General features: G+C 64.3%; 12 protein-coding genes. 9 read left to right on the plus strand and 3 right to left on the minus strand.

What is annotated here, in order from left to right:
• Positions 1-69: 69 nt before the first annotated feature.
• From GDR53_RS13250 to GDR53_RS13260, 3 genes are read left to right on the plus strand one after another with little or no spacing between them, the layout of a single operon-like run.
• Complete coding sequence (locus GDR53_RS13250) at positions 70-1,296, plus strand: urate hydroxylase PuuD (protein WP_193334945.1); 1,227 nt, start codon at positions 70-72, stop codon at positions 1,294-1,296.
• Positions 1,297-1,298: 2 nt separating this feature from the next.
• Positions 1,299-2,588, plus strand: a complete 1,290-nt coding sequence (gene guaD / locus GDR53_RS13255; RefSeq protein WP_408639805.1) for a guanine deaminase — start codon at positions 1,299-1,301, stop codon at positions 2,586-2,588.
• 51 nt (positions 2,589-2,639) lie between these two features.
• Entirely contained in the window at positions 2,640-4,817 is a 2,178-nt protein-coding gene (locus tag GDR53_RS13260) for a malate synthase G (RefSeq protein WP_193334947.1), read from the plus strand.
• A gap of 13 nt (positions 4,818-4,830) precedes the next feature.
• Here the strand turns inward: GDR53_RS13260 and ade are convergent, their stop codons facing one another.
• Positions 4,831-6,540, minus strand: coding sequence for an adenine deaminase (gene ade, locus GDR53_RS13265; protein WP_193334948.1), 1,710 nt, complete (start codon positions 6,538-6,540; stop codon positions 4,831-4,833).
• 119 nt (positions 6,541-6,659) lie between these two features.
• Here ade and GDR53_RS13270 point away from each other — a divergent pair, with 119 nt between their 5' ends.
• Together GDR53_RS13270 and GDR53_RS13275 are read left to right on the plus strand one after the other, a co-directional pair.
• The gene (locus GDR53_RS13270; RefSeq protein WP_193334949.1) at positions 6,660-6,818 is read left to right on the plus strand and encodes a hypothetical protein; all 159 of its coding nucleotides are present in this window, start codon (positions 6,660-6,662) and stop codon (positions 6,816-6,818) included.
• 41 nt (positions 6,819-6,859) lie between these two features.
• Entirely contained in the window at positions 6,860-7,819 is a 960-nt protein-coding gene (locus tag GDR53_RS13275) for a DNA topoisomerase IB (protein ID WP_193334950.1), read from the plus strand.
• Here GDR53_RS13275 and GDR53_RS13280 read toward each other — a convergent pair.
• Positions 7,816-10,137, minus strand: coding sequence for a putative bifunctional diguanylate cyclase/phosphodiesterase (locus GDR53_RS13280; RefSeq protein WP_193334951.1), 2,322 nt, complete (start codon positions 10,135-10,137; stop codon positions 7,816-7,818). The genes GDR53_RS13275 and GDR53_RS13280 overlap by 4 nt on opposite strands.
• A 216-nt stretch (positions 10,138-10,353) precedes the next feature.
• Between GDR53_RS13280 and GDR53_RS13285 the strand changes: the two genes are divergently transcribed.
• From GDR53_RS13285 to GDR53_RS13300, 4 genes are read left to right on the plus strand one after another with little or no spacing between them, the layout of a single operon-like run.
• Entirely contained in the window at positions 10,354-11,400 is a 1,047-nt protein-coding gene (locus GDR53_RS13285; RefSeq protein ID WP_193334952.1) for an NAD(P)-dependent alcohol dehydrogenase, read from the plus strand.
• Positions 11,401-11,427: 27 nt separating this feature from the next.
• Positions 11,428-12,213, plus strand: coding sequence for an SDR family NAD(P)-dependent oxidoreductase (locus GDR53_RS13290; RefSeq protein ID WP_193334953.1), 786 nt, complete (start codon positions 11,428-11,430; stop codon positions 12,211-12,213).
• Entirely contained in the window at positions 12,213-12,998 is a 786-nt protein-coding gene (locus tag GDR53_RS13295; RefSeq protein WP_193334954.1) for a hypothetical protein, read from the plus strand. Before GDR53_RS13290 ends, GDR53_RS13295 begins: the two co-directional genes overlap by 1 nt.
• Before the next feature lie 19 nt (positions 12,999-13,017).
• Positions 13,018-13,521, plus strand: a complete 504-nt coding sequence (locus GDR53_RS13300; protein WP_193334955.1) for an MgtC/SapB family protein — start codon at positions 13,018-13,020, stop codon at positions 13,519-13,521.
• 297 nt (positions 13,522-13,818) lie between these two features.
• Here GDR53_RS13300 and GDR53_RS13305 read toward each other — a convergent pair whose 3' ends face one another.
• Entirely contained in the window at positions 13,819-14,265 is a 447-nt protein-coding gene (locus GDR53_RS13305) for a response regulator (protein WP_193334956.1), read from the minus strand.
• Between the last annotated feature and the right edge of the window lie 128 nt (positions 14,266-14,393).

Consider the following 14,393-nt stretch of genomic DNA (forward strand, 5'->3'; position numbering starts at 1 on the left):
ATCTGAGAGGGGCGGGCGTCGTCCGCCCCTTTTTCACGGCCATGAGGTCTGCTGGGGACGAAGCGAACGATGCCTGATTACATCATCTTCTACGAATGGCTGATGTTTGCCGTGCGCTGGCTGCACGTGATCACGGCCGTGGCCTGGATCGGCTCGTCCTTCTATTTCATCGCGCTCGACCTGGGCCTGCGCCAGACGCCCAGTCTGCCGCCCCTGGCGCATGGCGAGGAGTGGCAGGTGCATGGCGGAGGCTTCTACCACATCCAGAAATACCTGGTAGCGCCGGACTTCCTGCCCGAGCACCTGACCTGGTTCAAATGGGAAGCCTACTGGACCTGGCTGAGCGGCTTCATGCTGCTGGTGCTGGTCTATTATGTCGGCGCCGACCTCTATCTTATCGACCGCAATGTCCTGGATATGCCCAATTGGGCGGCGATCCTGCTGTCGATGGGCTCGATCGTGCTCGGCTTTGTCATCTATAACCGGCTGTGCAAATCGCCGCTGGGCGAGAGCCAGACCGGGCTGATGCTGGTGCTGTTTGCCGTGCTGGTGGCGATGAGCTGGGGCTATACCCAGGTGTTTACCGGCCGCGCCGCGCTGCTGCATATGGGGGCCTTCACCGCCTCGATTATGGCGGCCAATGTGGCGATGATCATCATTCCAAACCAGCGCATCGTCGTGGCCGATCTCAAGGCAGGGCGCGTGCCCGACGCCAAATATGGCAAGATCGCCAAGCAGCGCAGCTTGCACAACAACTACCTCACCCTGCCGGTGATCTTCTTCATGCTCAGCGGCCACTATCCGCTGGCCTTTGCCACGCAGTGGAACTGGATCATCGCCTCGCTGATCTTCCTGGTCGGCGTGGTCATCCGGCACTATTTCAACACCCGCCATGCCCGCAAGGGCAATCCGCACTGGACCTGGCCGGTGGCCATTGTGCTCTTCATCCTCATCGCCTGGCTATCGAGCGGGCCGAAAGTGCCGGGTTCGGCAGGAGAGGCGGTGGCGTCGCGGGCGGCCGAGCCCTTTCTCGCCGCGGAGCATTTCGCCGCCGCCAGCCTGACGGTGCAGACGCGCTGCGCCATGTGCCATACGGCCGAGCCGGCCTGGGAGGGCGTCTATGAGCCACCCAAGAACGTCATCCTCGACAATGACAATGCCATTGCCAACCATGCTCGGGATATCGCCATCCAGGCCGGCTATGCCCATGCCATGCCGCCGGGCAATGTCAGCGGCATGACCGATGACGAGCGGGCGCTGCTGGTGGAATGGTTTCGCGAGGGGTCGGCCTTGTGAGCATGACCATACTGCGCGGCCGCGTGCTGAGCTTTGTCAGCGAACCGCACGGGCTCGATGACGCGGCGAGCTATCGCTACATTGAAGATGGTGCCGTCGCTATCGAGGACGGAAAGATTATCGCCGTGGGCGAGTTTGTGTCCGGGGGTGATGCTGAGGTCATCGATCATCGCCCGCATCTGATCATGCCGGGCTTTATCGATACCCATCTGCATTATGTGCAGAGCCAGATGATTGCCTCCTATGCCGGCTCGCTGCTCGAATGGCTCAATACCTATACCTTTGTGGAAGAGCAGAAGTTCGGCCAGCAGGGGCATGCCACTGTTGTCGCCAGCGCCTTTTACGACGAGCTGATCCGCAATGGCACGACCACGGCAGTGGCCTATTGCTCAAGCGCGCCTCAATCGGTAGATGCCTATTTCGCCGAGGCGGAAAAGCGCAACATGCTGATGATCGGCGGCAAGGTGATGATGGATCGCAACGCCCCCGAGGCGCTGTGCGACACCGCCCAGTCCAGCTACGATGACAGCAAGGCCCTGATCGCGCGCTGGCATGGGCGCGGCCGCGGGCTCTATGCCATCTCGCCGCGCTTTGCCATTACCTCGACGCCAGCGCAGCTGGCGGCGGCGCAGGCACTGGTGGCCGAGCATCCCCAGGCCTATGTGCAGACCCATCTCAGCGAAAATGACGCCGAGATCACCCTCTCCATGCAGCTTTATCCGGAGGCGCCGGACTATACCGGCATCTACGAGACCTATGGCCTGCTCGGTCCCAGGACGCTGCTGGGCCACTGCATCCACCTCAACCACCGCGAGACCGGCGTGCTGGCCGAAACCGGTGCGGTCGCCGTGTTCTGCCCGACCTCGAACCTCTTCCTCGGCTCGGGCCTGTTCGACCATGACCGCTTGCGCCAGCATGGCGTGCGGGTAGGGGTGGCCACCGATATTGGCGGTGGCACCAGCTTTTCCATGCTGCGCACGCTGGACGAGGGCTACAAGGTGCTGCAATTGCGCGGCCAACGGCTGACGCCGTTCAATTCGTTCTACATGATGACGCTGGGCAATGCCCGGGCGCTGTCGCTGGAGAGCACGATCGGCACCATTGCGCCGGGCTGCGCGGCGGACCTGGTGGTGCTCGACTCTTCGGCCACGCCGGCCATGGCGCTGCGCATGCAGACAGCGACGCAGCTGGTCGAGGAGCTGTTCCTGCTGCAGACGCTGGGCGACGACCGCTCGATCGCCGAGGTCTATGTGGCCGGCGCAAGGATGAAGTCGACTTTAGGCGGGTTGTGAGCGAGCCGGCCTTGTCCTAAGTCTGGAAGACTTGATCCAGGGAAGAGCTTCATGAGCGACTATCAGACCAAATCCGGCCTTTCGGTACATTCCCTGCTGGTCGACTTCGTGGAAAAAGAAGCGCTGCCCGGGCTTCCCGTCACGGCGGAGCAGTTCTGGACAGGCCTCGAAGGCTTGGTCGCCCAGCACATGCCGACCAATGTCGCCCTCCTGGCAAAGCGTGATCTGCTGCAGAGCCAGATCGATGACTGGCACCACAAATACGGGCCGGTGGCGAGCAACCCGCAGGGCTATGAATTCTTCCTGCGCGAAATCGGCTATCTGTTGCCCGAGCCGGCGGACTTCACCATCGAGACCGAGGGGCTCGATCCCGAGATCACCACGCTGTGCGGCCCGCAGCTGGTGGTGCCGGTCAGCAATGCCCGCTATGCGCTCAATGCCGCCAATGCGCGCTGGGGCAGCCTCTATGATGCCTATTACGGCACCGATGTGATTGCCCGCGACGGCGATCTGGCGCCGGGCAAGAGCTATAACGCGGCCCGTGGCGCCGCCGTGGTGGCCAAGGCCAGCGAATTCCTCGATGCCAGCTTTCCGCTGAGCCAGGGCAGCCATCGGGATGTGACGGCCTATCGGGTGGTGACGACCGGCGGGGTGGCCGAACTGGTCATCGACGGCGCAGCCGGCCCGGTGACGCTGCAGGATAAGGCGGGTTTTGTCGCCTATGGCGAGGGCGGGGATAGCAACAAGGCCGAGATCGTGCTGCGCCATCACGGCCTGCATGTGATCTTGGCCATCGACAAAGCCAGCGTCATCGGCGGCGCCCATGCGGCGGGGCTCAGCGATGTCATCGTCGAGTCGGCGCTGACCACCATCCAGGACTGCGAGGATTCGGTGGCGGCAGTCGATGCCGAGGACAAGGTGGGCGTCTATCGCAACTGGCTGGGCCTGATGAATGGCACGCTGGAAGAAACCTTCGAGAAATCCGGCCGGAAAATGACGCGGCGCCTGAAGAAGGATGCCGTCTTTAGCGCCCTTGACGGCAGCGACCTGGTGCTCAAGGGCCGGGCGCTGCAACTGGTGCGCAATGTCGGCCATCTGATGACCACCGATGCGGTAATGTTCGAAGACAAGCCGATCGGCGAAGGGCTGATGGATGCGGCGCTGACCGTGCTCTGCGCCATGCATGACCAGGTCAACAGCAGCACAGGCGCCATTTACATCGTCAAGCCCAAGATGCATGGGCCCGAGGAAGTGGCCTTTGCCTGCGCCATCTTCGCCTCGGTCGAGGCCATGCTCGGGCTCGACGCCAATACCATCAAGATCGGCATCATGGATGAGGAGCGCCGTACCTCGGCCAATCTCAAGGCGGCGATCTATGAAGCGCGTCATCGGGTGTTCTTCATCAATACCGGCTTCCTTGATCGCACCGGCGACGAGATCCATACCGGCATGGAAGCGGGCGCCGTGCTGCGCAAGGACGAGATCAAGAACGAGCGCTGGCTGGGCGCCTATGAGGATCGCAATGTGCTGATCGGGCTGGCCTGCGGGTTCTCGGGCAAGGCGCAGATCGGCAAGGGCATGTGGGCCCGGCCCGACGACATGGCGGCGATGATGGCGGCCAAGGCCGGCCATCCCAATGCCGGCGCCAATACGGCCTGGGTGCCCAGCCCGACGGCGGCCACCCTGCATGCGCTGCACTATCATGAGATCGACGTGTTCGCGGCGCAGCGCCGCCGGCACAACGAGGCCCTGCCGGGCCTGGGCGAGCTGTTCTCGATGCCCGTACAGGCGCCGTTTTCGCTCAGCCGCGAGGAAATCACCCGCGAGCTCGAAAACAATGCCCAGGGCATTCTGGGCTATGTGGTGCGCTGGGTGCAGCAGGGCGTGGGCTGTTCCAAGGTGCCCGACATCAACAATGTGGGACTGATGGAAGACCGCGCCACCTGCCGGATTTCATCGCAGGCCGTTGCCAATTGGCTGCGCCATGGCCTGGTCAGCCGCGACGAGGTGACAGCAACCTTCGAGCGCATGGCCGGGGTGGTGGATCGGCAGAATGAGGACGATCCGCTTTATCGGCCGATGGGTGACAACTTCCAGTCGGTGGCGTTCAATGCGGCGCTCGACCTGGCGTTGCGCGGCGCCGACCAGCCCAGCGGCTATACCGAGCCGCTGCTGCATGCCGCGCGCCGCAAGGTCAAGGCGCGCGACAGCAGGCATCCTGATCAGTAGACTTCGATTGGCGTCAGCTGACGAAGTCGAACAGATCGACGTCGAACAGGCCGCGGTCGGTCATCTTGAGATGGGGGATGACCGGCAAAGCCAGGAAGGCGACCTGGAGGAATGGCTCGGGCAGGACGCAGTCGAGCGCCAGGGCGGCGTCGCGCAGCACGTGCAGGTCATGCGACACCGTCTCGAAGGGCTCCAGACTCATCAGCCCGGCTATGGGTAGAGCCAGCTCGGCGGTGACCTTGCCGCCCTCGGCCACGGCAAAGCCGCCGCCCAGTTCGATCAGGCGATTGACCGCCACGGCCATGTCCGCGTCATTGGCGCCGACCACGGTGATATTGTGGCTGTCGTGACCCACCGATGAGGCAATGGCGCCGCGCTTGAGGCCAAAGCCGGTGACAAAGCTGCGGCCGATATTGCCGTTCCTGCCGTGCCGCTCGATTACCGCCACCTTGATGACATCGGCATCGAGATCTGGCTGCAGGCCGCGCTCGGTGGTGGCGAGCGTAGCTTCCTCGCGGAAGGTGAGGATGAGGCCGGGCCGCACGCCGATCACCGGGATGCTGTTCTGGCCGGGCTTGGGCTCGGTAATGAAGCTGTCGGCGCTGACCGGCGTCGCCTTCATTGAGCTGAGGCCCACCGGGGCTACGGGCTGGCGGGCATCGAACAAAGCCGGGACCACGAGGCGCCCGGCGGCGATGACGTCGGAGACGCGACAATCCTCAAGGCTGTCGAGCAGGGCAATATCGGCGCGCCAGCCCGAGGCCAAGAGGCCACGATCGGTAAGGCCGAAAATGCGGGCGGCTGAATGGCTGGCGGCGCGATAGACGTGATGCAGCGGCCGGCCCATGGCGATGAGGCGGCGGATCGAGCTGTCGAGATGGCCTTCCTCGGCGATGTCGAGCGGGTTGCGGTCATCGGTGCAGAGCGCGACAAAGCTCGACGTGTTCTCGTCGAGGATTTCGGCGAGCGCCTTGAGATCCTTGGAGACCGAGCCCTCGCGGATCAGGATAGCCATGCCCTTGGCCAGTTTTTCGCGCGCTTCGGCGGCGCTGGTGGCTTCATGGTCGGTGCGGATGGCGGCGGCGAGATAGCCGTTAAGCGCGGTGCCCAGCAGCAGCGGGGCGTGGCCGTCGATATGGCCCCCCTGGAACGCCACCAGCTTGGCGATAATGCCGGGATCGGCATTGAGCACGCCGGGAAAGTTCATCATTTCGGCAAGGCCGATCACCTTGGCATGGGCGCGGAACGGCTCGAGGTCCGCGATTTCCAGCGCCGCGCCCGAGGTCTCAAAGCCGGTGGCCGGGACGCAGGAGGAGAGATTGATGCGGACGTCCATCACCGTCTGTTCGGCGCTGTCGAGGAAGTAGCGGATACCCTCGGCGCCCAGCACATTGGCGATCTCGTGCGGATCGCAGATGACCGTGGTGACGCCATAGGGCAGCACGCAGCGGTCGAATTCGAGCGGGGTGACCAGCGAGGATTCGATGTGCAGATGGGTGTCGATAAAGCCCGGCACGGCAAAGCGGCCAGTGCCGTCGATGACGGTCTCGCCCTCGTAGCTGGCATGGGTACCGACGATGCGGTCGGCGACGATGGCGATGTCGGTGGTGGTGACCGCGCCAGTGATGACGTCGAGCATCTGCACATTCTTGATCACCAGGTCGGCGGGCACCTTGCCCTGGCCGGCCATGATCATGCGGGTGAGACTTGCGGCACTGGTCATCAAGCATTCCTGGTTTTGGTCAAGCAGCAAGGGTCGGCGCCCTGCGACCTTGCGTCAAGGGGCCAACGGAACCGCTGCGGTCGGGACACGTTGGTGCACAGAGCTTAACGGAGCGTCCCATGGAAACCTACGATCCCAAGAAAACCGAGACTGATGTGCGCCAGGCCAATCCGCGCAAGATGAACCTGCGTGTGCTCATGGGGTCCATGATCAGCATAGTCGTGCTGTTTGTCATCATCTACGTGGTCTATGCCATGACCCAGACCGCTCCCGCGTAACCAGCGTGCGGCTGGTCAGGGTTGGACGGAACGATCTAACCGTGCTGCGCCGCAAGCGCGGCACGGGTTTTAGCTATCTCGACGCGACGGGGGCTCTGGTGACCGATCCGGCGATCAAGGCCCGGATCAAGGCGCTTGGCATTCCCCCGGCATGGACCGAGGTGCGCATCGCGGCCAGTGAAAAGGCCCATATCCAGGTGCTTGGCCAAGACGAGGCCGGGCGCGAGCAGTATCTCTACCATCCTGAATGGACGCTACGCCGTGACGGCAAGAAGCAGCAGCGGCTCAAGGCACTGACCACGACCCTGCCGCGATTGCGCAAGAAGGTGAATGAAGGCCTCGGCGCGCCGGCGGGCAGTCGCGACCTGGCGCTGGCTTTGGCGGTTGCGCTCATCGACAAGACGGCGATGCGCCTGGGGCGCGAGAAATATCTCGAGGCCAGCGGCACGCGCGGGGCGGGCACGCTCTATACCCGCGATGTCGAGGTGAGTGGATCAGAGATCTGCCTGCGCTTTGATGCCAAGGGCGGCAAGCGGGCCGAATACTGCCTGCGCGACTCCAAGCTGGCTGCCGCCATAACCAGCATCAAGACCCTGCCGGGCAAGCGTCTGCTGGTCTATCGCGACGAGGCGGGCAAGGTGCGGCCGATCAAGACCGGCGCCGTCAACGACTATCTGCGGGCCATAACGGGGGCCGAGATTTCGGCCAAGGATTTCCGCACCCTGCATGCCAGCGCGATTGCCGGGGCCGCCCTGGCGCAACTGGAGGTGGGCGTCAGCGAGGCAGCTCGCCGGCGGCAGATGGCGCAGGTGGCGCGCGAGGTGGCCAGCGTGCTGCGCAATACGCCGATGATCAGTCGCAAGTCCTATATCGCGCCTTGCCTGTTCAAGCTGTTCAACGACGGCAAGCTCAAGGCGCTGTGGGAGAGTGCCGGCGCCGGACGGACCGGATTGCTGGCCCGAGAAAAGCGGCTGAGCGCGGTGCTCGCCGCGGTTCGCTAGAGGGATTGGTCGGGCTGGGCGCGGACGGCCGTGCTCGCGCGCATTGCGGTACGGCGTTGCTGCCGGCTGACCATTGCGTTTTCGGGCGCGGCGAAGATGTCGGTGATCCGGTCGGCAACCATCCCACCCGAAAACAGGAAGCCCTGCAGCGTATTGCAGCCCAGCGAGCCCAGGATCGTTGCCTGTTCCTCCGTCTCCACGCCCTCGGCGGTGACCTGCAGTTCCATGGCATGGGCGAGCTTGACGATGGCGTCGGTGATGGCGACCGAGACATGGCCGTCCGTGAGCTGACTGACAAAGGACCGGTCGATCTTGATGCGGTCGACCGGATAGCGCTTGAGGTAGCTGAGCGATGAATAGCCGGTGCCGAAATCGTCGAGCGCAATATGGATTCCGGCCGCCCGGAAGGTGCGCAGGTTCTGCGATGACACATGTTCGTCGTCGAGCAGGATGGATTCGGTAATCTCGAGCTCGAGATCGAGCGGCCGCATGCCGGTTTCGTGCAGTATATCGAAGACCTGGTGGGAGAATTGCGGGTTGCGCAGCTGGGTCGGCGAAATGTTGACGGCAATGGTGCGGCCGGGAACGGTGGCCCCCAGGAGGCAGGCGCGGCGCAATACGAATTCACCCAGGGTTTCGATAAGGCCGGTGCTTTCGGCCACGGGAATGAAACGGGCCGGAGAGATCTGGCCGAATTTGGGATGGTACCAGCGCGCAAGGGCCTCGGCGCCGATCACCTTGCGCGACACCTGGTCGATCAGGGGCTGGAAGACGATGGACAATTGATCGTCGCGGCACAGGGCCTCGCGCAGTTCAGCTTCAATGGTGTGCTGCAGCTGCAGCAGCTCGTTCATGTGCTCCTCATAGACCGCGGCGCGGTTGCGGCCACCGGCCTTGGCTTCGTAGAGGGCGATATCGGCGCGGCGCACCAGTTCTGTGGGCTCGGCATCGCGGCCGCGGGCCATGACAATGCCAATGCTGACCCCGACATGGGCCTTGAAGCGGCTGAGGGTGAAGGGCCGCCCGATGGATTCGATGATGCGGGCGGACACCTCCATCACATCGACGGGCTTGTCATGGGTGATGGCCAGAACGGCGAATTCGTCACCGCCGAGCCGCGCAATCATGGTGCCGGTGCCGAAGATGGCGCGCAGGCGGTCGCCCACGGTACAGATCAGTTCGTCGCCGGCCTGGTGGCCGAGGGTGTCGTTGACCTGTTTGAACCGGTCGAGATCGAGCATGAACAAGGTCAGATGCGCATTGGCATTGTGCTTGTCGGCCGCGGCTTCTGCCAGCTTGGCGTCAAAGCTCATGCGGTTATCCAGCCCGGTCAGCGCATCATGACTGGCCTGGTGCAGGCTGAGGCGGCGGGCGTTTTCGACCGCCGCTGCCGAGCGGCGCAACTGACCGAGCAGCAGGAAAATCAGGATGCCAGCGAGCAAGAACGCGCCGACCAGCAGCGGCCCGGTCTGCAACAGCATGACATAGCCGGGACGATCGCGGTTCCATTCGAAGAAGGCCACGAAGCGACCGCTGGCGCTGAGGATCGGGTAGACGAGGCGGTTGGGATTGCTGCTTTCGACCAAGGTAAAGCGTCCGTCGTCGAAGAGAAACTCCCGGTTGATCTGGCTGGCGGCGCGCCCGTCGAGAAATTGCACCGCCAGAATGATCGGCTCGGTTCCCGGCTGCGGCCGCAGGGCCGCGCGTTCGCCAATGACGGGCAAGGCTGCGACGATGGCAGGCTTGCCATCGATGATGGCAAAGTCGGTCACGGACGGCGGTGGCGGGCGGGGTGGCAGGATGGGAGGCTGTCCCTCAAGCCCGGCCGGGGCATCGAGTGGCGCGGGGGGCGGGCGCTGGCCGGGGCGAAGCGCGCGCGCCTCGGTAATCAGCGACTCGAGGCCGGCGAGCATATCGCGAACGGTACTGACATCGACGGCAGCCCCATCGACCATGGCGTAGACCGGGGCACCCTGGGCGCTGAGCAGAATGGTCTGGTCGTGCCGGAAGTAGCGGTAGAGCCACTCACCGACATTGGTTTCGATCCAGTTGCTGTCGAAAGCGGCGCTGGTCTTGCGCAAGGTCTCGTCATTGATGGCGACGCTGGCCGTCTCGCGCACGATACGCGACAGGCGGCCTTCGACCACATGGCTTATCATGGTGGTCTGCCGCTCGGCAGCGCGCTGATCGATATTGCCGGTCGACCAGACGACAAAGCCCAGCACCGCAACAACCGCGGTAATAAGGGCCAGCACCATCGGCAAAAGCGCGACGGTGGTTGGATGCCAGCGTTCGATTGTCGACGTTGCGGGCTGCATCAGACAACCGGTTGAGGAACTTGTTGGAAATCAGCATAGGGCAGGCGCATTTAGGACTGGTTACCGCCCGCGACCCGCCAAAAGGCCCAGCCATTTTGGCGCCACTGGGCAGGAAGCACATTTGCCGCCTTCGCGCGCGGCCTGGGCTGGGATAGAAATGGGGTGGTCGCGGCCCAACGGCCTGCCGACACCGTTGATATCCCGGAGCCTGACCCCATGAGCCAAATGCGCGCCCTTGTCCTTGAACGTCAGCATGAGCTGGCTTTGCGCGATATCGATCTGCCGCTCGACGTGGGGCCGGGCATGGTCAGGATCGCCATCCATACCGTGGGCGTCTGCGGCTCGGATGCGCACTATTATACCCATGGCAAGATCGGCCCCTTCGTGGTCAACGCCCCCATGGTGCTGGGGCATGAGGCGGCCGGCACGGTCAGCGCCGTGGGCGAGGGCGTCACCCATCTCAAGGTCGGTGACCGCGTCTGCATGGAGCCGGGCATTCCCGATGCCAATTCGCGGGCCAGCCGGCTGGGCATGTACAATGTCGATCCGGCCGTCAGCTTCTGGGCGACGCCACCGGTGCATGGTGTGCTGACGGCGGAAGTGGTGCATCCGGCCAATTACACCTTCAAGCTGCCTGATCATGTCAGCTTTGCCGAGGGCGCCATGGTCGAACCCTTCGCTGTCGGCATGCAGGCGGCCAGCAAGGCCCGCATCGCGCCGGGCGATACCGCCGTGGTGCTGGGGGCCGGTCCGATCGGCACCATGGTGGCGCTGGCGGCGCTGGCGGGAGGCTGTGCCCGCGTCATCGTCGCCGATCTGGCGCAGCCCAAGCTCGATATTGCCGCGCAATACCAGGGCGTGATTCCGGTCAATATCCGCGAGAAGAATATCGTCGATGAGGTCGCCCGGCTCACTGAAGGCTGGGGGGCGGACGTGGTGTTTGAGTGTTCGGGTTCGCCGCATGCCTGGAAGACCATCATGGACCTGCCGCGTCCCGGCGGCACGATCGTGGTGGTTGGCCTGCCGGTCGAGCCGGTGGCGGTGGACATTGCCGGCGCGTCGGTCAAGGAATTGCGGATCGAGAACGTGTTCCGCTATGCCCACCAATATGACCGGGCCATTGCGCTGATCGCTTCGGGCAAGGTCGATCTCAAGCCGCTGATTTCGGAAACGTTTGCCTTCGAGGATTCGATCAAGGCGTTTGACCGGGCGGTGGAAGCGCGGCCCAGCGACGTGAAGCTTCAGATCAGGGTCGCGGGTTAAGTTTCGGCTGAGGCGAGGAGGAACACAATGGATCTCAATTTACGCGACAAGGTGGCCGTGATCACCGGCGGCACGGTAGGGATCGGACTGGCCGTGGCCGAGGGCCTGGCCGCCGAGGGCGTCAACCTGGTGCTGGTCGGCCGCGACAAGGCGCGGGCCGAGGATGCGGCGGTGCAGGTGGCCCAAAGGTTCGGCATCATCGCCACTGCGATCAGCGCCGATGTCGCCACGGCGGCAGGCTGTGACGCGGTGATCCATGGCACGCGGCAGGCCTTTGGCGGCGCCGATATCCTGATCAACAATGCGGGCACGGGCTCCAACGAGACCATTGCCGAGGCCGATGACGCCAAGTGGCAATATTACTGGGACCTGCATGTGATGGCCGCCGTGCGGCTGGCGCGTGGCCTGATGCCGGCGATGAAGAAGCGCGGCGGCGGCGTGGTGCTGCACAATGCCTCGATCTGCGCGGTGCAGCCGCTGTGGTACGAGCCGATCTACAACACCACCAAGGCCGCGCTGATGATGTTTTCCAAGACGCTGGCCAATGAGGTGGTGGGCGACAATATCCGGGTCAACACGATCAATCCCGGTCTGGTGCTGACGCCGGACTGGGTCAAGACAGCCAAGCAGATCGCCGGCGAGGATGGCTGGCAGGCCCATCTGCAGGGGGTTGCCAATGAAGCGGGCGGCATGAAGCGCTTTGCCACGCCCGAAGAACTGGCGAACTTTTTCGTCTTCATGTGTTCGGACAAGGCCAGCTACTCGACCGGGTCGACCTATTTCGTGGATGGCGGGTGGCTCAAGACCGTTTGATGCTGCCCGCATCGGGCTCGGTGCTGGGCGTGGATGTCGGCTGGTCGCTCAAGGCGGCCTCGAGCGGCATCTGCCGGCTCGACTGGGACGAGCAGACCATCAGCTGGACGCTGGCGCATTTTACCGGTCACCCCGAGGCCCGGGCAGACAATCTTGCGGCGGTGGCGGGGGATCGCCTGTTGCTGGCAGTGGGCCTTGACGGCCCGCTGCGCGGCGACCTCGCGGTGATCGACCGCTACCGGACGGCCGAGCGGCTGCTGAGCCAGAAGGCCATTGCGAGCCGGATCAGCCAGCCCGGCTCCTCGCGCAGCCCGGTGGGGCGGCTGCTCAACCAACACACCAACGAATTTGCCGCCATGCTGATCGAACGCGGCGGGCTGGCCACGGCGCGGCACCCGGAGGCCGTGCACAGCCTGGCGCTGTTCGAGGCGTTTCCGACGAGCTTTCTCGGCCTGATGCTGGAGGCGGCCGAGAAGGGGATCAGACAACAGCGCTCAGACCGCTACTACACGGCGCTGGTGGCCGATGGGACGCTGGAGCGCCTGCTGGCGCATCACCTGCCCGGTCGGCGCCTGGCGGGCGCGCTGGCGGATGTGCGCAACCATGACGAGCGGGCGGCACTGGTCTGCGCGATATCGGCGCTGGGCGTGGCGGCCGGCGATTATGTGGCGGTGGGCGATGCCGATGGCTGGATCATCCTACCGCCGCGGCGGTTCATCGCCGGTTGGGCGCAGCCGCTGGTGGACAGCTGGAACCAAGCCGGGCACGACAGGTTGTCATGGTAGTGTCACAAACAGGTTCGCCATGGATATCGGTAACGAATTCGGCCTGGTGCCGACTTTTCTGCCCACCCACATCATCGCCATCCGCCTGCTGATTGCGGCCATGCTGGGGGCAATGATCGGCTTCGAACGGGAATGGCACACATCCGGCGCCGGTCTGCGTACCCATATCCTGGTGTCGGTTGCCGCAGCGCTGTTCACCATCCTGGCCTTCGAAATCTACCACACCCTGCCCATGGACGACGGGCGGGGCCGGGCCGACCCGATCCGCGCCGTCGAGGCGGTCACGGCGGGGATTGCCTTTCTGGGCGCCGGGGCAATCTTCCGCAATGGTGGCGGGGTACAGGGTCTCACCACCGGCGCGGGGATGTGGCTGGCAGGTGCGGTCGGCCTCGCCACCGCGCTGGGCTATTATGTGATTGCGACCGGTACGGCACTGTTGGCGGTGCTGGTGCTGGCGGCGCTGCGTGCGCTGTCGCACCGGGTGATCGGCGGGCATTTGGAAAGCGGCGACGCTGATCCCTAGGCGCGACGCGTTTGCTCGCAGAAGCGAGGGCCGCGGAGAGAAGCAGGATTGCGGTCTGGCGCCCGAGGGACAAGCGCCCGTCCAGCTCTGCTTCTCTCCCCGTGCGCGCGCGACCGGGAGGTGCCGCGCTCGCGCCCATGTACCTGACCCCCTTGGAGTAGGGCCGGTACCCCCTCTGCCCGCCATCCTGGCAGGCAAAAGGGAGTCGATTGGTCGGAAGGCGCCTGGGAAGCAGGATGGTCAGGACCGTCCTGCAGCGCGCTTCCGACCGCAGCATGCAGCCTGTGGACGCAGGAGCTACATGCCAACTGCTTCGGGGCGCTGCGACAGCGTCACGAATTCAACGATGTCCGCCGCGACGCGCCGATAGGCGTCCCGTTCAGCATGGCGGACAAAAACGGCGGCGGCCCCATTTGCGAGCAAGGCCTGGCGGCACTGCTCGGTTTGCTGGGGAGCAAGAACAACCACAGGAACGCCGTGCTGGCACGTTAGTTGCCCGATGGTGTCGAGAAATTCGAGATTGGCGCCACTGTGTTCCTTGAGATCGAGGATGATGAGCGCGGGCCAGGCTGCAGTGACGTCGGAAAGCACCGCCTTCAGTCGGACAAGGGCCTGGTTCGCATCGCCATAGGACTGCACGCCATGGGCGCCCTGATCGACCAGGGTACGGGTCAGCAGGTGAGCCGAATGCTCATCATCATCAATCAGCGCCACAAAGGACGCATAGTTCACATAGTTGCTCACAACTCACCTCAAGGTACCGCTCATCGCCAAACGGGTCGCTGAGTGGTCTACCGGAACGCAATAATCTTCCTCCCGGAACGCGAGAATGCGCCCGGTCTGGATGTACTAACGGGGTGGTCCATATGTCT

The sequence above is a fragment of the Devosia beringensis genome (assembly GCF_014926585.1).
GTDB lineage: Bacteria > Pseudomonadota > Alphaproteobacteria > Rhizobiales > Devosiaceae > Devosia > Devosia beringensis.